Raw genomic sequence first — 21,995 nt, forward strand, 5'->3', positions numbered from 1 at the left:
ATCCACATGGACGTTCGCAGCCCCCTGAATCGTGCCATCGCCCGCGTACTGATTGGCGTGATGCTGTTCGACCCGCTTACCAGCCTTGCTGCCGATCTGGCGGTGGACGGCGCCGCCGGTGGCAATACCAGCGTCGGCCAGGCCGGCAACGGCGTGCCGGTAGTGAATATCGCCACGCCCAATGGCAGCGGCCTGTCGCACAACAAATTCACCGACTACAACGTCGACCCGCAGGGGCTGATCCTCAACAACGGTGCCCAGGCACTGATTCAGAGCCAGTTGGGCGGCTACATCTCCGGTAACCCGAACCTCAAGGGCGGCGCGGCCAACGTCATCCTCAACGAGGTCACCGGCAGCAACCGCAGCCAGCTCAAGGGCTACACCGAGGTGGCCGGGCAGGGCGCCCATGTCATCGTCGCCAACCCCCACGGCATCACCTGCGACGGTTGCGGCTTCATCAATACCCCGCGGGCGACCCTGAGCACCGGTGCGCCGGTGGTCGAGAATGGCCAACTGCGCAGCTTCGACGTCGATGGCGGCGACATCGCCATCGAAGGCGCCGGCCTGAATGCCAGCAACGTCGACCAGTTCGACCTGATCACCCGCAGCGCCAGGATCAACGCCGAGATCCACGCCAATCGCCTGAATATCGTGGCTGGCCGCAATGACGTGGATGCCGCGACCCTGCAGGCTACCGCCAAGGCAGACGACGGCAGTGACAAGCCTCAGGTGGCCATCGACAGCACCGCCCTGGGCGGCATGTACGCCGGGGCGATTCGCCTGGTGGGCACCGAGGCGGGCGTTGGCGTGAAGCTGGCTGGCGACATGGCGGCCAGTGCCGGGGACATTCAGATCGATGCCAATGGGCAGTTGAGCATGAACCGCAGTGCGGCCCGCGGCGACACCACCCTGGTGGCCGAACAGGTCGACCTCGAGGGCGATACCTATGCCGGTGGCAACGCCCGCGTCGAAGCGAAGCAGGTGGCGGTGCGTGAAAGCCTCGCCGCCGGTGGGCAGGTCGCGGTGCAGGCCGAGCAACTGAACAATGCCGGTAGCCTCGAAGCAGGCGTGCGTGCCGATGGCAGTGCCAACAGCGCCGGCCACCTGCAACTGGCGGGCGGTAGCGTCCGCAACGCCGGCCAACTGACCAGCCACGGCACCCTGAACGCCGACCTGCAGAAACTCGACAACCAGGGCGGCAAGATCGCTGCTGCGGGTAGCGCCACGCTCGAGGCCGAGGCACTCGACAACCGCGATGGGCAGATTCTCGCCCAGGGCAACCTGACGCTCGACAACCGCACCCTCGACAACCGCGAGGGCAGCGCCCTGGCTGGTCAGGCCCTGGCGATCGAAGCCGAGGCCGTGGATAACCGTGCCGGTACCCTGGCCGCTGGCGCCGCCATACAGGCGCGCGTAGCGACCGCCCTGAACAACAGCGGTGGCCTGGTCGAAGCCGGCAGCCACCTAGACATCGAGGCCGACAGCCTGAGCAATACTGGTGGCCGCCTGCGCGCCCTGGGCAGCACGGGCGAAAGCCGCTTCGACATCGGCACCCGCCTGAACAACGATGACGGCCTGCTGGAAGTGGGCAATGCCACCCTGACATTCGACACCCCGGCCCTGAGCAACCAGGGCGGCGTCGTGCGCCACCTCGGCACCAGCGGACTGGGCCTCGACATGGCGCTGCTCGGCCAGGCAGGCGGCGAGTTCATCACCAACAGCGCGGTGAGCCTGAGCGCCGAAGAGTGGACCAACACCAGCCTGCTGCAGGCGGCGTCCCTCACCCTCGATATCGACCGCCTGACCCAGACCGCCAGCGGCGGCCTGCTGGCGGTCAACAGCCTCAGCACCTCGGGCGACAGCTGGATCAACGATGGCCGCATCGAAACCAACGGCAATCTCGATCTGCGCCTGAGTGGGAGTTATCGCGGCAACGGCAGCCTGCTGGCGCTCGGCAACCTCGACCTGCAGGCCGACGCCATCGCCCTTGGTGCCGATGCACAGCTACGCAGCGGCGGCTACGGACGGCTGAGCGCACTGGGCGAACTGGTCAGCCAGGGGCGGATGACCGCCGGTGCCTGGCTGAGCATTGCCGCGCAGGACCTCGATAACCGTGGCACCCTCGGTGCCGGAGGCGATCTGCTGCTGCAGGCGAACCGCATCCGCAATGACGGTGGCCTGGTATTCAGCGGCGGTAACATGCAGGTGCTGACAGACAGCCTCGTCAACCGCAACGCTGCGCTCTACAGCCTGGGCAACCTGAGCATCGCCAAGGATGCCCAGGGCGGTCTCGCCAGCCTGATCGAAAACCGCTCCGGCAGCTTCGACAGCGCGGGCGACATGAGCCTGCGCGCCGCCGTGATCGCCAACGTGCGAGACGAACTGCAAACCGAACAGGGCAAGTACGATGCCGTGTTCACCGAGCTGGCCTGTCGCGGGCCTTACAACCCCGGTGGCGACTGCGAACTGGGCAGCAACGGCCGCAAGGTCGGTGTCTGGCAGCTCACTGAATATGACCGCCTGATCGTCACCGCCGATAGCGGTGCGTCGCACATCACCGCCGGCGGCTCGCTGAACGTGCTCGGCGACAGCCTGACCAATAGCAGCAGCACCATCGCCTCGGCCGGCGATCTGCAAATGCAGCTCGGCAGCCTCGATAACATCGGCCTGGAAACCGGCGAAGTGCACACCACCCGTGTTCTGGTGTCCGGTCGCAAGCCCAGTTACTACTACTACCGTGGCCTGGTCGAGAACTTCAACGCGAACCATGCCGGGTCCCGCAATCTGGGGTCTCTGGAGGCCAACCTCAACCGAGTCATCGGAGCGATGGAGCGTGAATACCTGCCCGCCAACACGGTGGAACGGGTCAACGTCGATGGGCAAACCTACGCGGCGGTTATCCAGAGCGGCGGTGATGTACGCGTCAGCGCTGCAGACGGCTTCGACAGCAGCGTCATCCGCCCCAGCTACGCCTACCTCGGCGGTGGTACGCGGGTCGATACCACGGCGCCAGGCAGCGATATCGCCACCGCCATTACGCTCAATCCGCAGCTTCCGGCTGATCTGGCCCAGCAGGCGGTCGACCCCCTGGGGCTGCCAGGCTTCGCGCTGCCCACAGGCAGCAACGGGCTGTTCAGTCTCAACACCAACCCCGATCACCCCTACCTGATCGAAACCGATCCGCAGTTCGCCGAGCTGGGCAACTTCCTGAACTCCAGCTACCTGCTCGATCAGCTCGACTACAACCCCGATAACGTCCAGAAACTGCTTGGCGATGGTCTCTACGAGCAGCGCTTGATCCGCGAGGCGGTACTCGCCCGTACCGGCCAACGCTTCATCGCCGGGCTGAGCAGCGACGAAGCGCAGTTCCGCTACCTGATGGACAACGCCATCGCCAGCCAGCAAGCGCTGCAACTGTCCGTCGGCGTGGGCCTCTCTGCCGAGCAGGTCGCAGCCCTGACCCACGACATCGTGTGGATGGAAGAGCGCGAGGTGAATGGCCAGAAAGTGCTGGCGCCGGTTGTCTACCTGGCTCAGGCCGAAGGCCGCCTGGCCGCCAATGGCGCGCTGGTCCAGGGCCGCGACCTCACCCTGATCAGCGGCGGTGACCTGAACAACGCGGGCACCCTGCGCGCCACCGCCAACCTTGGCATTCAGGCCGATTCCATTGGCAACAGCGGCCTGATGCAGGCCAACCAGCGCCTGCAACTGCTAGCCACTGACAGCATCCGCAACGCCCAGGGCGGCATCATCAACGGCCGCGACGTCAGCCTGCAGGCTGGCAACGACATCCTCAACGAGCGCAGCGTCGCCACTCACCAGTCTGGCAGCGGCCCTGCTTATCAGCACCAGCGGCAGATGGCCGACAGCGCCGCACGTATCGAAGCCGAAGGCGACCTGAGCATGGTGGCCGGGCGCGACCTGCTCAATGCCGGCGGCGCTTTGTCCGCCGGTGGCAATGCCGCACTGCAGGCCGGCCAGGATCTGTTGCTCGCCAGCCAGCAAACCGATAACAGCACCTCGCGCTACTACGACGCTCGCAACTACAGCAACCGCCAGCAGATCGACCAGTACGGCAGCGACGTACAAGTCGGCGGTGACCTGCAGGCGGTCGCTGCGCGAGACATGGCCATCGTTGGCAGCAAGGTCGCGGCGCAGGGCGACATGGCCCTGCAGGCCGGTGGCAGCATGACCATCGCTTCCGCTGCCAACGAATACCATTTCGACGCCAAGCGCAGAGGCGGCGGCAAGAAAGTCGAAGCCGTACAGGACAGCGTTACTCAGATCGCCAGCGAGCTGAGCGCAGGTGGTGATTTCCGTGCGGTGTCTGGCGAAGACATGAACCTGAGCGCCAGCCGCATCGATGCGGGTGGTTCCGCCTACCTCTACAGCGGCGGGCAACTCAACCTGCTGGCCGCCCAGAACAGCGATTACTCGCTCTACGACAAACAGTCCAAGGGCTCCTTCGGCGCCAAGGCCACGCGTCGTGACGAAGTCACCACCATCCGTAACATCGGCACCGAGATCACCACGGGCCGCGAGCTGACCCTGACCAGCACTGGCGACCAGCTGTACCAGCGCGCGCGCCTGGACAGCGGCGCCGACCTGACGCTGCAAAGCGGCGGTGGCATCACCTTCGAGGCGGTGAAGGATCTGGATCAGGAGAGCCACGAGAAGAGCAAGAACAATGCCTTCTGGACGTCGATGAAGGGGAAAGGAACTACCGACGAGACAGTGCTGCAGAGTGCACTCGCCGCTAAAGGTGAGATCGCGATCTCAGCGGTCGAGGGACTGAAGATCGACATCAAGGAAGTCAATCAGCAGACCGTAAGCCAGACCATTGATGCCATGGTCAAAGCTGACCCGGAGATGGCTTGGCTGAAGGAGGCCGAGCAGCGAGGAGATGTTGATTGGCGTTTGGTAAAAGAGATTCATGAAAGCTTCAAATACCAGCATTCTGGATTGGGGCCGGCTTCACAGCTGATCATTGCTATTGCCATGTCAATGATTGTAGGGCCGCTTGCAGGAGCATACGGGGGGGTCGTTGGCCAGGCCGTGGCTGTCGGCGCTGCGACCAACGCGACAACCAGCGCGATCAATAATCGTGGCAACTTGGGTGCGGTGTTCAAGGATGTTACATCCTCGGATGCAATGAAGGGCTACGCGGTATCCGCGTTCGCTGCCGGGTTTACGACCGGCGTGCTCGATAGTGCTTTCGGCGTCACTGGCGACAACGTCAACAAGGTGACCAAGGGTTTCAACCTAAGCAACCCATCCGATATCGGCAAATTCGGTACCTACTTGGGCGTGCAAGGCACCGTACAGGCGGCGGCCCGGACGGCGATCCAAGGTGGCAGTTTCTCGGACAACCTGCAGGTTTCGTTGACCAATCAGGTCTATCAGCTGATGCAGGCCGTGGGGTTCAATTTCGCGGGTGATGTTGCTCTTGCGCAAACATGGAAGGAGGGCAGTCTTGAAAAGACCGCCTTACATGCTGTTGTGGGCGGTCTGCTCAGCGAGGCAACTGGAGGAGACTTTAGAACAGGGGCCATTACTGCTGGCGCCAATGAGGCTTTGGTAGGGCAGCTCTCTGAAGCACTAAAGCAAGACCAAAATCTTGAATTGGCAATTTCACAGTTGATCGGTGTGGCAGCTGCTACCGCAACCGATGGTGACATCAATAAAGCTGCGGAGCTGGCGAAGAATGCGACAGCTTACAACCGACAATTACACTGGGTCGAAGAAAAGTGGCTGAGGGAAAATGCCAAGCGCTTTGCCGATCAGGAGGGGATCAGTGAACAGGCGGCGTTGGAGCGGCTGAGTCAGCAAGCCCTCAAGGATGTTGACTACCTATGGCGGGGATTACTTAGTGACGGTGATGACGGCAGTGCAAAAGCGTTCTTGGAAAGTTCCGATCAGATGTTCACGAACGATCTCGGTGAGCAACAGGCTTTATTTACCGCTAAAGGCCAACAACTATTCCGCCCAGAGATGTTTGCCGATACGTCTGATCCGGCGTTTTATCAGGAGTTTGTGCAGAGCGGAATCAGCCGTGACCTTAGCACTGGTGTTGTAAAAGAACTTCAAGACTCCGGTATCTCCCTCAAGAACGATACAGTCGAATTAGGCAAGCTGCTTTTTGAACAGCCGGGCGTTGTAATTAAGGGGCTTTGGGAGGGTATCAAGAGCACACCTGAGGGGATTGTGGATAGTTTTCACGAGACCGGCAATGCTCTGGGTGAAGGCTCAGCAGTTGCTTTCAACGAAGACATCTCCAGCAAGCTCAATACCATTTATGGCATGGACGTATCCACCGCTCAGGAAACTATGCTGCTGCTGCGTACTGTTACAGCTGTGGCTAGCGCCGGCACAGCTGGAGCATTAGGTAAAGCGGGCGGAAAAGTTAGCGCGGAAGTTGCTGAAGCTGTTGGTAAGAGGCTTGACCATGTAATTGATGATTTGGCGCAGCAGGCTTTAGTGAAAAGCGGTGGTGTGGTTGATCTGAATGGTAAGCCCATACTTGATCTTAAGGTACTCAGCAATGATCAGAAACGGGTGGTTGCGGAGGTATTAGGCGAAACTACCGTTCAAAAAATAGTGCCTCGCGGCGAAAAGCTGGCACGTTCGCAGGGCGTGGGAACAAATGGTATAGATGATTTGTACAAAGTGAATCATCCGGACGTAGACTATGTCGTAATTGAATACAAATTCATCGGGGATTACGATAAAGGAGGCTCTTCTGGGCTCATATATACAAAAGATGGCCGTCAAGGGAGCGCAAATTGGACGTTAAGCTCCGAGCGACTTGAGAATGCTGTTGGTCAAGATAGAGCGGCAGACATAACAGACGCCATTCAGATGGGGCGTACGGAGACTTGGGTAGTCACAACCACGCGTAACGGATCCACCGAGATTCAGGTTCTTGATTCGCTTGGGCGGGTGAAGGCAGTTGATACATCTAGTATATTGCGCGCTAAAGATAATATTGCTGGAGCGAAGCCATGATTCGTGACGCGTTAGCTAGAATTGATTACTGGAATGATCGGATCGTAAAAGATTATCTAAGGCTGGAGAAGCGTTCGGCAATGCTTCTTGCTGAATCAAAGAATCCAGAATATGACCCTCAGTTTACATTTGATATTTCGAAAGACATTTTGCGATTGATTTTTCGGATTTACTCTAGGGGAGATCAAGTATCAGAACTAAAAGATCTATATTCGATGTTGCTCGATATGTGGGAGCTTTCTGAGAGGCTCTCTGCTGAGATATGTGCTAAGCACGATTTGAATGCCTGTCGTTCTTGGATATTCAGCTTGTCGGTTCTTAATCACTATAATTGGTGCTTTTGGCTCGTTGGGCTTGCACTTACGCTTGATATTGCTGACGATCAATGGCAGCGCCTCTTGATATTAATTGGCGGTGAGGGAGAAGACTCATTACTGGATCGTGTAATTGCCAGCCGGCAGTCCGATAGGAAAATTGGTACGCAGCTTCTACATCCAAAACCCTATGGGCGCCTGCTGAAAGCGATAAATGCACCGGAAGAACAGCAGGCCGTATTATTGCGTGACTTCGTCGATCATTGGTATGCGGAGTTGAAGCGCAAGGGCAAGGATGAACTGTGGTGGTACATTTATGGTGATCCGGAAAAACACCCCATAGAGATGGGCAGCTACTTCGGCCGCTGGTGCATTGAGGCAGTAGCTGCCGTCAAGGCATTCGGGCTGGACGATAGCCTTTGCCTGGGGCACGAGCACTACCCCGGAGACCTTTTGCGCCCGGACGGGCCAAGTACTCACCCAGCACGTGTTGAAACGAAATCCAAGCTAGGAATATTTGCCCGGTTATTCGGAAGATGAACACGGTAAGACGGAATAACAACACGGTGAGACGGAATAACAGTCGTAGGATGGATTAGCGAAGCGTAATCCGTCGTTTTCCGTTTTGAAGGATTTGGCGCTCTTTAAAAAACAGCGATGGGATTGAGCCGCCTGCCACGCGGTGTGGTGGCTCGATCAACTGCATCTATTTCACTGCTGGCTGAAGATAGCATCCGCAACGCCCAGGGCGGCATCATCAACGGCCGCGACGTCAGCCTGCAGGCTGGCAACGACATCATCAACGAGCGCAGCGTCGCCACCCACCAGTCCTCCAACGGCAAGGCCTACGAGCACCAGCGGCAGATGGCCGACAGCGCCGCACGCATCGAAGCCGAAGGCGACCTGAGCATGGTGGCCGGGCGCGATCTGCTCAATGTCGGCGGCGCCTTGTCCGCCCGCGGCAATGCCGCACTGCAGGCCGGTCAGGATCTGCTACTGGCCAGCCAGCAAACCGACAATAGCACCTCGCGCTACTACGACGCGCGCAACTACAGCAACCGCCAGCAGATCGACCAGTACGGCAGCGACGTACAAGTCGGCGGTGACCTGCAGGCGGTCGCAGCGCGAGACATGGCCATCGTTGGCAGCAAGGTCGCGGCGCAGGGCGACATGGCCCTGCAGGCCGGTGGCAGCATGACCATCGCCTCCGCTGCCAATGAGTACCACTACGACGCCAAGCGCAAAGGCGGCGGCAAGAAGGTCGAGGCCGTACAGGACAGCGTCACCCAGATCGCCAGCGAGCTGAGCGCTGGTGGTGATTTCCGTGCGGTGTCCGGCCAAGACATGAACCTGAGCGCCAGCCGCATCGATGCGGGTGGTTCTGCCTACCTCTACAGCGGCGGGCAACTCAACCTGCTGGCCGCGCAGAACAGCGACTACTCGCTCTACGACAAACAGTCCAAAGGCTCCTTCGGCGCCAAGGCCACGCGGCGTGACGAAGTCACCACCATCCGCCACATCGGCACCGAGATCACCACCGGCAGTGACCTCACCCTGACCAGCACTGGCGACCAGCTGTACCAGCGCGCGCGCCTGGACAGCGGCGCCGACCTAACGCTGGAAAGCGGCGGTGGCATTACCTTCGAAGCGGTCAAGGACCTGGACCAGGAGAGCCACGAGAAAAGCAGCAACAGCCTGGTGTGGACGTCTGCCAAGGGCAAGGGCACCACCGACGAAACCCTGCTGCAGACCCAGATGATCGCCCAGGGTGAAATCGCCATCAAAGCGGTGGAAGGCCTGAACATCGACATCAAGGACGTCGACCAGCAGACCGTCACCCAGACCATCGATGCCATGGTCGACGCCGACCCGCAACTGGCCTGGCTCAAAGCCGCCGAGCAACGCGGCGACGTGGACTGGCATCGCGTGAAGGAGATCCACGACAGCTTCAAGTACAGCCATTCGGGGCTGGGTGGGGCGGCGGCCATCGTGATCGCCATCATCGTGGCCTACTTCACGGCGGGGGCGGCGAGTGGGTTAGCCGCGAGTGCTGGGTCATCTGCTGCGGGAGCGGCCGGTGCAGCAGGAGCCAGTAGCGCCACTGCTGCTGCAGTGGGATCGGCGGCTAGCGCCGCGACAACTGCGGTTACGGTGTCGGCGGCAAGCACCGCAGCGATCAGCACGATCAACAATCGTGGTGATCTCGGTGCCGTGTTCAAGGACATCACCTCCAGTGATGCGCTGAAAGGCTACGCGGTGACAGCGGTTACCGCAGGGTTCACCTCGGGCATGCTGGATCAGGCTTTTGGTGTCACTGGCGACAACGTCAACAAGGTGACCAAGGGTTTCGACCTAAGCAACGCATCTGATGTTGGCAAGTTCGGTACTTACCTTGGCGTGCAAGGCACCGTACAGGCCGCGGCTCAGACGGCGGTTCAGGGTGGCAGTTTCTCGGACAACCTGCAGGGCTCGTTGACCAATCAGGTTTATCACCTGATGCAGGCGACCGGCTTCACCTTCGCTGGCGATTTTGCAGAAGGTCGTTGGAGCGACAGTCTGGGTGAGTGGGCCGACGTCAACTGGGCCGAAGGCAGTGCACAGAAAGCTGCGCTGCACGCTGTGATTGGCGGCTTGTTGAGCGAAGCGACGGGTGGCGATTTTGCGACTGGCGCCTTGGCCGCTGGTGCAAACGAGCTGTTGGTCGAACAGCTGTCAGGCCAGATAAAACAGGACAAGAATCTTGAGTTGGCTGTTTCCCAGCTGGTCGGTGTGGCTGCCGCGAGCGCTACGGGCGGTGATCTAGCTAAGGCTGCTGAACTGGCGAAGAACGCGACAGCCTACAACCGCCAGATGCACCCCGAAGAGGTTCGCCTGATCAAGCGTCAGGCCAAACAACTGGCCCAAGAGGAGGGGATTAGTGAGGACGAGGCCAGTCGTCGCATGGCTGAGGCCTTTACCTACTACACCGACAAAGACTGGCGGTCGACCATCGCCGGTAAAGAGGTACTGATAGAAGAGTCGACCTTATCGAATCTGGGTAAGGCACTGGCACCGCTGGCGGAACGCTACGAAGCAGTCAGCGATGTTCCGCAAATAGGCGAACGAACTTATACCGCTGCAGAAACACTTGGTTTGCTGGAGCGTTACGAGTCCAACCACACCGATTTCTTCGATAGCAAGATCAATGCAGAGCACCTGATCGGTCGGTCATCCTCCGATTGGGAGTATCAGGACTTCTACAGGAACAACCTCAATTACAGCGGCGGTATTGGCGTTGGGGCTCAACTGGTTGGCATCGGCAAGGGCGTAGGTACTGCCGTAGGCGACACTGTTGTAGGTACGTATGAGCTAGGCAAAGGCTTGGTAACCGAGCCGCTTTCGACTAGTGAACAGATCGCCAATGGCATACGTCAGACTGCATTCCAGCCTAACGAGGCCTACGCGAGCTACACCCAAGCCCGTGATGATGCACAGATCCAGGCTGCCCTGTATCGCCTGCAGGGTAATCCCGAGGCCGCTGCCACAGTCGAGGCGCACTGGGAAACCAACTTTGCGCTCAACTTTGCAGGTGGTGGCAGTGGTGCGCTGAGAAAACTACCTAGGTCAGGCGCAGATGTCTGGGAGGCCGGCCCGGTTGCGAAGGGCAAGCTGGAGGCGGAGGCTCCTAGTTTGGATCCCAAGCAAGGACGCGGTGGCACATCGGTGGCCGGCCTACCCGACCACTACCGTGAGGGTGGTTCCGCCGGTGCTGCCTTCAACGTAGCTGGCGGGTTGCCGGATGGTTATCGCCGAGTGCTCAACACCAAGACCGGCAATACCGAAGTAGTGTCGTCGCATGGGGTTTTCTACTTTGAAACCGCAAACGGATTGCGGCCTAAGGCTGGCGGGAATCTTGCTGGGCAGGTTGAGGCGGAGCGTAGGATTGAGGGTCCAAAAGGGCCGGGCCAGGTTACCCCTGATGCAATAAGCCCCCCCAAGCTCAGCTCGGTTGAAGACCTGTTTGGGCAGACATTTGAAAGTATCCCGCTGTCGCACCTTCCCAATTGGAAGACCGGTTCGCTTGTAAATGATGGGGTGTTGGGCGAGCAACTGGCCCTGCAAACCCTTAACGAGAAAACCGGACTCAATTTCAAACCTCTGCAAAACAGTAGCAACCACGGCTGCGATGGCTGCGCGGTTGCGATCAATGGCGATACGATCACAGTGATGGTGATGGATGCGAAGTCTTCTGTGAACGGCGTGAATGGGGCACGTACGCCCCATGGAGATCCGGAGACAAGATTGAGAGGCTGGTTGGCTAATCGTTCGATAACCCAATCTGATCCTGCGTTGGCTACAGCATTGGAGTCCGCGTTGCAAAGCGGTGGAGTCAAAGTCCAAGGCGTTACCGTTAAAGTCGGTTTGCCAGCACCCAGTAAAACAGGTCAAGCAGAAATTAAGGTGGAGCCATGGCCCAAAAAATAAATCAATTTGAACGTGCGGGTGTAAACCCAAAATGGCCCTCCTACAAGAGCGTATGTGCTCGCGTCGCTAGAGGGCCGCATGTTGAGGACGCGTTTTATGTCAGCGCGATACGCAGATACGTTACTAGGGAGGATGCAAAGCCCACTGATCCAATGATGGTTCCAAATAAAAACAATGCGACAAATATCATCCCGAAACGAATGGCACTGGGCAGACTTTATAAAGTTATTGCCACTGCCCCAGACAACCCGCAATGGTTGCAAGAATCGGCTCAATGGATGCGCTACTACCAAGTAGGCGTTTGGCAATTATTCTTTTGGGCACACCAGTACGATCAATTCCACGGCAACCATATTCGCCAACAAAACTACAGCATCCAAACCGGTGCCAACATGATGGCCGCGATGGCGATCCTGGGTTGGAAGGATGCCGTCATCCATCAGGGCTATCTCACTCATGCGGCGCTCAATCGCGAACATCAGTTGGTGATCGAGTACGAAGAGCAGCACCGCCGCGCCCAAGCCTTTATGCTGCGCGTGTTTGCCGATTGGATGGGGGGCATATCGCACCAGTGGCCGGCCTATGCGTATGACGAACCTGTTTACGAAGCTCTACTGGCCAACTGGCGCACCGCCAACCCCGACGACTTGTTGCCCTGCTTGCTGGCCGCATGTGACCGCCACACCTGGCAAACCGGCAAAGACAGCCAAAAGAATTCCTACGATTTCAATCAGGATTGCCACATGGAGCGCGTGCCGGTGGAAATCCTCTACATACTGCGTCTACGCCAATGGGAAGGCTTGCCCAATCCTCAGCAGATTGATCATCCGCTGATGGCCGCGCCCTTTGACCAATTGCCGCCCGAGCAGCCAGTGCCTGAGTTGGACGAGTTGATGCAAGGTGTGCTCAAGCGCGCAAGGGAAGACTGGCCACAGTACGATGAAGTGCTGTCTTTGCCAGCATTGAAGAGTTGAATAGGTGCAAAAGCTACTGGTGGCGCTGCTGGAAAGGTAGATGATCTTGCCTCTACTGGGACACCTGTTCGTCCCACACCCCAAAAATCTGAAATTGATGTCGGCGCTGATCTTGGTGCTGGAGCTCGCCCACAAGTCAGTTATAAAAATGGACAAGAAGTTCCTTACGGCACTTCGGGTAGTGTTCGTCCAGACTGGTGTGTAGGTAACGTATGCAGTGTTGAAGTGAAGAACTACAACATTGCAAAAAATCAAAGCGGATTGATTAGTAATGTTTCCAAGCAAGCCATCCAGCGAGCTGAAAACTTACCGCAGGGAATGCAGCATCAAGTCGTTATTGATGTGCGTGGCCAGATGATAACTGTAGACCAAGAAAGAAATATAATTAAAGGTATTGTTCAGAAGTCGAATGGAGCAATCAAGCCAGAAGCCATTGAATTTAAGAGGAACTGATGAAACGTGTAGGTTTTCAAGGTGGTAGCTCAATTTTTGAGCTTGGCATGGCTTCGGATATGGTTTGCTTTTTTTCTGTGATTAGAGAAAAAACTGAGCTGTCAGGAAGTGATCTTCTTATATTAGATCGACTGTTTCGTCGCTATTTGCGCCTTGAGGATTTAAAGGGGGCGACGATGTTTATGTTGAAGTCCAAAGAGTGCTTGTCTGGTATTTCTAACTGCATTGTTGAGTTGGAAAGCTTGGGGTGGAGTTCAAATAATAGTTGCTTAGATACGACATGCTTAAGTTATGCGGAAGTATTCATTAAGTATTTCGAAGGCTTTGAATATTGCGTTGAATCAGCTAAGGGATTCTATGAGGACTGGGGAGTATACAAACCTGTCAGAACGATTGTTTGTGATATGCCTGATTACATGGTGGAAAAACTTCGTCCATTAGATGAGTATGATAATCTTGGCCCCAATGATCCTCCATTCTGGCTGCGTTAGTTTTTAGGTGGCCATTTCTATGCTGACACCGGCCTTGCGCCGGTGTTTTTGCACCCTATCTGCACCCTATCTGCACCCTAATTGCACTCTTTTTGCATCCTATTTGCATCCTTTCTGCAGTCCTTTTGTCTCCTTTTTGTCTACCACCCTGACGACCTACGGTCTACCTGCTCAAAGAATAATAGGGGACAGACCACGATTAATTCTCCTCTAAATCGTGGTCTATCCCCGATTGTTACAAACTTGGCCCGAATTCGCGCAGGACGATCTCCTGTTGTCAACGCCGCCTGGGTTGCTCATTACCCAGAGCATCAAGCATTTATTGGGCAGCGGTTAGTTCATCACCACATTGATCAAGGACCGATAGCGACGCCCCTGCCAGAGGTCATCCATCAGAAATGGTATAAGGCTCTACATCCAAATCAGTGAGGAAATCGTGTGGACGCTAGTGAGTTCAAGAAAAGGCTGGAAAACTGCGTGCCAGGTATTGAAGACTTAGCTAAAGTGGGCCTTTTATCGGATGAAGTTGATGGGCTTCGGAGATCTTTTTTTATTATTAAACGCAAGGAGCGTTTAGAGCGAATAGGACTGCCGGGGCAGCTTGGCGAGCTTTTTAAGAACTACGATCCAAGTAGTGTCGAAATTGGAATGTTAAAATTCGACTTAGAGCCGCATAAAAAAAACTCAAGTTGGGTGATAGGTCAGGTCGAAGCCGATTTGCTGGTGGTTGATACGGTTTCTGGCGAAGTCTGTGTAGAGGACTTAACCTCCGTGCAGAAACATATGCTTTGGCGGTGTGCTAAGGACGGACAAAGTTTTTTGGCGGCCATGCTTCTTGCGGCATGTTTTTTGGGGCGATGTCTGCACGATGAAAGATTGGCGAGTGACAAGCTCCAGAGGAATTCTTGCGTAGATGAATGCGTAATTGCGGCAGGTGGTGAACTATATAGGCCATTCTATCAAATGCTAATTGGCCTCTAGAACGAATCAATAGGGAAAAAGAGTAATAGGGGACAGGCCACGATTAATTCTCCTTTAAATCGTGGTCTGTCCCCTATTGTTTGGGAAGTTACGGGCTCGGAGCTGGGAGTAATTAGACATGGATTATTCGAGAATAATTAATCTTATTGAAGAATCGGATTTCGTTGAGTTTGCTGATTATAGTGACGGGATTGCTGATGAATGGATTTATAAAGCTGAAGCTCGTCTTGGGTTGAAGTTGCCTGATAGCTATAAATGGTGGCTGAAGTATTATTCTGGCGGGGAAATATCTGGAGAGGAGATCTATAGTATCTACGAAATGGATTTTGATAGCGTAAGGGGTGGTGATATCGTTTATATGTCAATCGTTAACGGCCGAAATGGGTTGTGTGGGAAGGAGAGGCTATTTATCTGTGAACCGCCGGGTGCAGGGGAGTCATTTTATTTTGCCACGGACGATGGTCTTAATGATGGGGAGTATCCTGTTTATAGGCTTGATCTTTCTAGTAAAACTTCTAGTTTGTATGCGAAAAATTTTATCGATTTCTTAGAAAAAAGAATAATTTCTTTCAGTTGAATAATGATCGTGGAAAAGTGTAATAGGGGGCAGACCACGTTTATAGCTCTAGCGTTGAGTGAAATCGTGGCCTGTCCCCTATTGCCCAAGATCATATTATCGATTTGGGGACACATGGTGCGAAAGTCAATGGTGTGCCTGCAACTATGGTGCTTGATCTGCGAGTTCAGCCTGGTGGTTCGGCTGCTGCTAAGTCGCTTATCGAATTCGGCCGTGAATATAATGTAAAAGTGGTTGTTAAAGAGTTCAAGTGAAAGATGAAGAGATTAAAGTTTGTTTTTGATGTCGAGTCGATCAGTGGTTTGCAGATGCTGGCCTTGGTTAAAGGGATTTTAAGTAAATTTTCTTCCCCCGCGGTGTTTTTTCTGCATGGGGTTAAGGTCGATATAAAAACGTTTGAAAAGAAAATATTGAGAAAAAAATCATGGCCTAGTGGCTTAGTGTCTGGTGGGTTTGAGCTCCGATTCGGGGTGCTTCCAGCGATGGATTATTGCTTTTTGGTAATAGAAGAATCAGAGAGTCATAGTGATACTAGGTTGGAAGAGGAAGTAGGGCCTATTCTCAGTGTTGAAGGTTTCATTCAGGCATGGGTTTCCGAGGTCGAATATGATTTTTGGCAGAATGCTACAGACCCTCTAGAGTATGAATGCGTGGGCCGCCCTCTTTCAGGTCTTCCAATGAAGTCTAATGGCTTGCCTCCCCCCTTGGATGAAATGGAAATTGATACCTCAGGGAATCCTGGCCGTAACGTGCTTAGGCAAGGATATATTGAGGCGATTGGAAGCACTATGTGGCTAGGCAACCCCTTCTGGGAGAGAGCCGGCGTGGATAGATTTGCCAGTATTTCGTTGTTGGAAAGCGAGGGGTTTGAGGTTTTCGAGTGTGGTAGGTTTTGTAAAGTTGTAACGTCTGATAAGGTTTTTTCTGATGATTCAACCCTAGAAAAACAACGTGCTCTCAGGCGGATTTTATTTGGAGAATAATAGGGGGCAGACCACGTTTATAACTCTAGCGTTGAGTGAAATCGTGGTCTGTCCCTGAGGAATCCCTGCTAACGCGATGATTGGAGCGGGTGTTGGTACAGCCGCAGGTGCTATCGCGGGGAAGGTTGTTAAAGACTCATTGCCAAGCTATGTCCCCAATTCGTTAAGAGAAAACTTTAGCACGATTGTTGGTTCGGCCACCTCAGAAGGAGTAGGTCCATTAGTAGTTGAGGAAAAGAAAAGTGAAAAATAAGAAGCAGTGGGCTTTATGGCTAGCCAGAACGCTTTTAGTATCAGTGGTGATGAGTTTTTTTGCAGTTTTTATTGCCGCACTATTAGTTTTAGTGGTCAGGGGAAGGGGCTGGAACCTAGTTGAGTTGATAGATTCTTCCCTAAGCTTTTCTTGGCGCTTGGGAACTATATTGACAGCTGTGGCTGTTGTTTTGGTGTTTATTGGTTCTCTGAGCAAGGTCAAAGATGAAAAGTCTGAAGAAAAGGTAACGCATAAGGAATAGATATGGTGGGAAAAGGGGGCTGGGAAAAGGGAACAGGTTTATTTTCGGCCCGTGTAGCCGGCTGAATAATAGATCTGAAAATCATCTAGCCGTTCCCTCACTCCCGAGTAGGTGCAAAATTCAAAGTGCGAACATTGTTTTTTGCTGTGAGGAGGCCGTGGTGGAATTCTGTGGCATAGACCCTATTGGTTGATTAGAACCGGCTGATCCTCAGCTATATGCTGCCGCTGATGTAAGGCGGGCCAGGCGTTTATTAAAGAGCGCAGGCAGGGACGAACCCTTTCATAGAACTACGGCTCGCATACATTCATTCGGGTTGCGCAGGGCAAATGTGCGTAAGCGGTGGCAATGCTGATCAAGCATCGCATTGGATGCTCTGCCTGCACGTGTTATATACCCTGGGGCCGTTCCGGGAGCCTGCCAAACCAGGTCGTCGGCCACTCCCAGCGATGAACTGGCGTTAAGGATCAACCGACATAAGTAGCCCATGCACATGTCCTCTACATTCTTCATATCTGCTGCCCTTGCGCTGGCCATTACCGGATCGCTGCTGTACGCCAGTGTGCCTGCGCACGCGCAGGCACAGAGGCCGAGCGCATCGACCCAGCAGGAACATGCCTCGCTGCTTGGCGGAAAAATCAAGTTCGCTTTGCCGCCCGATTTCGTTGACATGAAAATCCCCTCCAGCCCGGCCGCCAACGGGTCTGAAGGCGTGACCGCGTTCGCCTATGCAAACCAGGCGCGGCAGCAGATGGTTCTCGCCAGTGAGCAGTCGCCGATGGCAGAAGGCGCGCGTGCCCAGGATAACGATGCAAGGTTCCTGGATGGTGTCATGGCGAGTTTCATCAGGCAGCAGGCATCATGGCCGCAGTATCAGCGCCAAGGTGAAAAGTCCCATACCATCAAGGGCTTGGGTTTTCGCCAGATCGATGCAATCGCCAGCTTCGATGGCATTCCAATGCGCGTGACCCTGCTGCTGGCCGGCTCGGGAGATACCCTGGCGTTGATCCGCATCACGTCGAAAGCCGACGATGCCGCCGGCCACGACAGCCTTGTAGCCAGTGTGCTCGAGGGGATTCGGAGCTGACACTGAGGCGAGGTCTGTTTGCAGCCGATTGTCGGGTCATGTTGGTTCTGCTCGAATCATCGAGTGTGGCTGGTCTGAATGGCGCGCCCATCAGCCCGCCTCGCGTCGAGCCTCAAGGCTACCCGCTCTGCTTTAGACAGCAGAATTTCCCAGCGCATAATCCGATCAGCTGATTCAATTCATCCGCTCTACGCCTCGACCGGCGTTGCCACATCAACTGCTCTGCCTCTATAGTCGCCGCGTCGCTGCACATTCAGCGACCGGGTTTGACAGCTCGAATATCTCTAGGCGCACAAGCGTCCACCATCCGAAAGCAGGGGCTCTTACGCTCCCGTTCCCTCGTGCTATGGCGGTTGTGCGTGGGGCACATTCGTGTGCGCCGGGTTCCTAGAGTCCCGGTCTGTCAACCTGCGCACAACTGCCACCCCGAATCGTTTGACAGCGATTGGTGGCAGGTCCTCAACTCTAGGAGCTACACCGATGACGCATTCGCACGCCCCCACTCCGCTCGCACAGTGCCAGGCTGAATACGAGAACGGAGGCCAGCAACATGACTGACTTCCTGCCGCTATCCAGTAACCCGACCAGCACCCCCGTGCTGCTGATCGATACCCGTTGTTCCTATATCGACCTGCAGGAAAGCGCTGAACAACGCTTGAGCGCGGTTCGCGGCTTGCTGCGTAGCCTCGCCGTCATGAACATCACGCTGGCCGATGCCAGTGACTTGCGGTATCTGAGCGAAGCCGCGCACCTGCTGACCGAGGATGCCTGCGATCTGATCAAGGCCGCTCACCAGGCGGCGATGCGGGAGATGTCGCTGTCCGCTAACGGCGATGCGTGCGCAGCACGCTCTCAAAGTGGCGAGGTTTAATCATCGCGGCAGCAGACGAGAAGCCTCACGGGTGTGAGGCTTCCCGTCCACGGGATGGTATGCAGAGCGGGCAGGTGCCACCTGGCCAGCCGAGGCACCGGCCCGGTTATCGATGCGTTGATTTCTGCTGCGATGCTGCAGATGTTGAGGCGCTTTATCGCTGGGTTGTGAGCGAATCGGGCCGGCACGATAGCGAAAGCGGTCGGAAGGCGAGGCAAAGCGCCGTTCGATGAGCCGCACCATTAGCGGCAACCCGCAGCGTACGGTCATTCAGCCCGAGCCACAGGACCTTTGCAGGCTCGGCGTGTGCATTTTCTGGCAGCACATGCGCAGTCGTGGCGTGATCATCCGGCTGTCGCTGCTGAACGCAGGGGCGCCGGCGCTCGTCTCGTCTTGGCCTTTCTACCCATGGTGATCCAGGTCTTCGGAGCCATGTTGTTGTACGGGATCATCGATCCTAGACGGGGCGTTATGGATTGATAGGTCTACAGAGAAAAACTTCGTAACGCATCTGCCCTCCCTCGCTATGCCGATCGGCAGACGTTCATCTGCGCCCCCCTGCCAATACTGGTTTCTCCTCCGGACAGCCGGTCCCGACAACTGCTCTGGCCCGGCTGTCCTCCAGAGAAAACGTGGAGTTAGGCATGCGGAAAATTCTTTTGCTCAACACCGGTCTAGCGATGCTGGCCATGGCTGCTTCAACTGCTCAGGCTTACCAGGCGGGCGATATCATCGTTCGGGCGGGAGCGGTGACGGTTGACCCTCGTGAAAGCAGCTCCAGCGTCAGGGTCGATCGTGGAGGCCTCTCGGGCACTGACCTGGGCGGTAAGGCGGGCCTTGGCAGTGACACCCAGCTTGGCCTGAACTTCGCCTATATGATCACGGACCATCTGGGTATCGAGTTGTTAGCGGCCACACCCTTCGAGCATGACGTGAACATCCGCGGGACATCCGCTGGGATTGCCGATGGCAAGCTGGGCTCGCTCAAGCATCTGCCACCGACGCTGAGCCTGATCTACTACCCTCTGAACAGCAAGTCAGCCTTCCAACCCTATGTCGGCGCGGGTATCAATTACACCTGGATCTACGATGAGAGCGTGAGCAGCAGCGCCACTGCGGCAGGATTCGATAACTTCCATGCCAGCAATTCCTGGGGGTGGGCCGCGCAGGTAGGGGCGGACTACATGTTGACCGACCGCCTGATGATCAACGCGCAAGCGCGCTACATCGATATCGAAACCGATGCTTATGTCAGCAACACTGATCTTGGCGTCAGGGCCCGGGTGGATGTTGACGTTGATCCATTCGTGTACATGATCGGCTTGGGCTACAAGTTCTGAGGCCCCCTGGGATCCGGTGCATTGATCCGCGGTCTTTTGCCCCGAAATCCTTTATCGATAGTTGATCCGCCAGGGGCAGGCCACGATTGAATTCTGACTAGCGTGTCACCTGCCCCATACCCTTCGTTCGGTTCCAATACGTGCCGTCAATCGGCCGAGAACCTGAACACCGTGTTCTGCGTATAGGTCTGCCCCGGGTCCAGGCGTGTGGAGGCGAACGTCGGCTGGTTAGGCGCATCCGGGAAGTGCTGGGTTTCGAGGGTGAAGGCGCTCCAGTGCGCATAGGTTTTACCGGCCTTGCCCTTCACCGAGCCATCCAGAAAATTGCTGGTGTAGAACTGCACGCCCGGCTCGCTGGTGTAGAGCTGCAGGCGTCGACCGGACTGTGGGTCGTGCACCTCGGCAGCGAGCTGCTCGATGTCGCCTTTGCCGTCCAGTGCCCAGTTGAAGTCGAAGCCGCCCTGTTTGGCTTCGGCGAATTTGAGCTGTGGATGATCATCCTTGATGTGCTGGCCGATCGGCGTCGGTTTCGAGAAGTCCATCGGCGTACCCTTGACCGGGGCCAGCTCGCCGGTGGGGATCAGGGTGGCGTTGACCGGTGTGTAATGGCTGGCATGCAGGGTCGCGACCTGCTCGAGGATGTCGCCGTTACCCGCACCGGCGAGGTTGAAGTAGCTGTGGTTGGTCAGGTTGAGCACCGTGGGTTTGTCGGTGGTGGCCTTGTAGTCGATGTGCAGCTCGTTCTTGTCGTTGAGGCGATAGGTGACTTCGGTTTTCAGGTTGCCGGGGAAGCCCATCTCGCCATCTTTGGACAGGTAGGTCAGGGTCACGCCGACCGAGTCCTTGTCCTTGACCGGCTTGGCTTCCCACACCTGCTTGTCGAAGCCCTGGGCGCCGCCATGCAGGGCGTTCGGCCCGTCATTGAGCGGTACCTGATAGCGCTTGCCATCGAGCTCGAAGGCACCACCGGCCAGGCGATTGCCGAAGCGCCCGATGGTCGCGCCGAAGAATGCGGTGCCTGACTCATAGCCTTGCACATCGTCGAAACCCAGTACCACGTCTGCGCTCTTGCCGTTCTTGTCCGGTACCTCCAGCGACTGCAGCACGCCGCCGTAGGTGATGACCGTGGCCTGCATGCCATGGCTGTTGCGCAGCACGTATTGGTCGATGGTGGTGCCGTCATGGGTCTTGCCGAAGGGCTTGTGTTCAGTGGTCAGCCCGGCGGCATGAGCCCCGGTGCTGGCGAGCGCGAGTGACAAGGTGAGGCCCGATAGCAGGTGTCGAGAGTGCATCATGGTCGAACTTCCTTTTATTGTTGTGAGAGGAATCGTTCTGGTGGTCCGCGATGTTTCGGAGGGATCGAGGCAAGGCGAATGGGTTCGAATCGGCTCGATACCAATCAGACAGGCTAGCCGTTATCCGGTCTCCAGGCGCAGACCGTTCGTCCCTACTGCGGATTGTTCGGAGGATGATCAGCCGTTCACCGGGCCGGGGCGAGGTTCACGGGCGTGGCGAGGGTGAGGGTGCCTCGCTGGCAAGCCAGCTCCTACAGGGCTTTGGTGGTCGGCAAAGGTCTGCAGGCCGTAGGAGCCAGCTTGCTGGCGATCGCGGTGAGACGTCCTTCTTGCGGATGCTCGGGTAATGTCAGCCCGAGCAGGACCCGGGCGACATTCACGGGTGTGGCGAAGGTGAGGTCGCCTCGCTGGCAAGCCAGCTCCTACAGGGCTTTGGTAGCCGGCGAGGTCTACAGGCCGTAGGAGCCAGCTTGCTGGCGATCGCGGTGAGACGTCCTTCTCGCGGATGCTCGGGTAATGCCAGCCCGAGCAGGACCGGGGCGACATTCACGGGCGTGGCGAGGGCGAGGGTGAGGGTGCCTCGCTGGCAAGCCAGCGCCTCGGGGCTTTGGTAGCCGACAGAGGTCTGCAGGCCGTAGGAGCCAG

General features: G+C 56.6%; 17 protein-coding genes. 15 read left to right on the forward strand and 2 right to left on the reverse strand.

The window, feature by feature from the left end; translation table 11 throughout:
- The first annotated feature begins 6 nt into the window (after positions 1–6).
- From ACT9T4_RS24495 to ACT9T4_RS24565, 15 genes are all read left to right on the forward strand, one after another.
- Positions 7–7,005 carry a two-partner secretion domain-containing protein gene (locus ACT9T4_RS24495; protein WP_499119421.1) on the forward strand — a complete coding sequence of 2,333 codons (6,999 nt, stop codon included), beginning with the start codon at positions 7–9 and terminating at the stop codon, positions 7,003–7,005.
- Positions 7,002–7,859: a PoNe immunity protein domain-containing protein gene (locus ACT9T4_RS24500; RefSeq protein ID WP_042553409.1), complete on the forward strand. Its 858-nt coding sequence runs from the start codon at positions 7,002–7,004 to the stop codon at positions 7,857–7,859. Before ACT9T4_RS24495 ends, ACT9T4_RS24500 begins: the two co-directional genes overlap by 4 nt.
- Positions 7,860–7,982: 123 nt before the next feature.
- The gene (locus ACT9T4_RS24505; RefSeq protein ID WP_499119423.1) at positions 7,983–11,783 is read left to right on the forward strand and encodes a DUF637 domain-containing protein; all 3,801 of its coding nucleotides are present in this window, start codon (positions 7,983–7,985) and stop codon (positions 11,781–11,783) included.
- Positions 11,784–12,061: 278 nt separating this feature from the next.
- Positions 12,062–12,757 (forward strand): hypothetical protein, encoded by a 696-nt coding sequence (locus ACT9T4_RS24510; RefSeq protein WP_499119432.1) that lies wholly within the window; start codon positions 12,062–12,064, stop codon positions 12,755–12,757.
- Positions 12,758–12,982: 225 nt separating this feature from the next.
- Positions 12,983–13,210 carry a hypothetical protein gene (locus ACT9T4_RS24515; protein ID WP_499119424.1) on the forward strand — a complete coding sequence of 76 codons (228 nt, stop codon included), beginning with the start codon at positions 12,983–12,985 and terminating at the stop codon, positions 13,208–13,210.
- A complete protein-coding gene (locus ACT9T4_RS24520) occupies positions 13,210–13,701 on the forward strand; it encodes a hypothetical protein (RefSeq protein ID WP_499119426.1) in 492 nt (163 codons plus the stop codon). The genes ACT9T4_RS24515 and ACT9T4_RS24520 overlap by 1 nt, the downstream gene beginning before the upstream one ends.
- Before the next feature lie 243 nt (positions 13,702–13,944).
- Positions 13,945–14,130 carry a hypothetical protein gene (locus ACT9T4_RS24525; RefSeq protein ID WP_179539503.1) on the forward strand — a complete coding sequence of 62 codons (186 nt, stop codon included), beginning with the start codon at positions 13,945–13,947 and terminating at the stop codon, positions 14,128–14,130.
- Positions 14,131–14,139: 9 nt separating this feature from the next.
- The gene (locus tag ACT9T4_RS24530; protein ID WP_499119427.1) at positions 14,140–14,682 is read left to right on the forward strand and encodes a hypothetical protein; all 543 of its coding nucleotides are present in this window, start codon (positions 14,140–14,142) and stop codon (positions 14,680–14,682) included.
- A 118-nt stretch (positions 14,683–14,800) separates the two neighbouring features.
- A complete protein-coding gene (locus ACT9T4_RS24535; protein WP_179539505.1) occupies positions 14,801–15,259 on the forward strand; it encodes an SMI1/KNR4 family protein in 459 nt (152 codons plus the stop codon).
- Positions 15,260–15,516: 257 nt separating this feature from the next.
- On the forward strand, positions 15,517–16,242 hold the full coding sequence (locus tag ACT9T4_RS24540) for a hypothetical protein (protein ID WP_179539506.1): 726 nt from the start codon (positions 15,517–15,519) through the stop codon (positions 16,240–16,242).
- A gap of 242 nt (positions 16,243–16,484) precedes the next feature.
- Positions 16,485–16,757 (forward strand): hypothetical protein, encoded by a 273-nt coding sequence (locus ACT9T4_RS24545; protein WP_179539507.1) that lies wholly within the window; start codon positions 16,485–16,487, stop codon positions 16,755–16,757.
- Between the two features lie 493 nt (positions 16,758–17,250).
- The gene (locus ACT9T4_RS24550; RefSeq protein WP_179539508.1) at positions 17,251–17,844 is read left to right on the forward strand and encodes a DcrB/PsbP domain-containing protein; all 594 of its coding nucleotides are present in this window, start codon (positions 17,251–17,253) and stop codon (positions 17,842–17,844) included.
- A gap of 550 nt (positions 17,845–18,394) precedes the next feature.
- Complete coding sequence (locus ACT9T4_RS24555; RefSeq protein ID WP_179539509.1) at positions 18,395–18,715, forward strand: hypothetical protein; 321 nt, start codon at positions 18,395–18,397, stop codon at positions 18,713–18,715.
- Positions 18,716–18,944: 229 nt separating this feature from the next.
- Positions 18,945–19,130 (forward strand): hypothetical protein, encoded by a 186-nt coding sequence (locus ACT9T4_RS24560; protein ID WP_042553407.1) that lies wholly within the window; start codon positions 18,945–18,947, stop codon positions 19,128–19,130.
- A gap of 229 nt (positions 19,131–19,359) precedes the next feature.
- Positions 19,360–20,055, forward strand: coding sequence for an OmpW/AlkL family protein (locus ACT9T4_RS24565; protein ID WP_179539511.1), 696 nt, complete (start codon positions 19,360–19,362; stop codon positions 20,053–20,055).
- A gap of 146 nt (positions 20,056–20,201) precedes the next feature.
- Here the strand turns inward: ACT9T4_RS24565 and ACT9T4_RS24570 are convergent, their stop codons facing one another.
- Positions 20,202–21,350, reverse strand: coding sequence for an aldose epimerase family protein (locus ACT9T4_RS24570; RefSeq protein WP_042553405.1), 1,149 nt, complete (start codon positions 21,348–21,350; stop codon positions 20,202–20,204).
- Between the two features lie 376 nt (positions 21,351–21,726).
- Positions 21,727–21,995: hypothetical protein (locus tag ACT9T4_RS24575; RefSeq protein ID WP_499119430.1), on the reverse strand; the 269-nt coding region annotated here is incomplete at its 5' end.

The sequence above is a fragment of the Pseudomonas sp. SZ40 genome, from assembly GCF_052958135.1.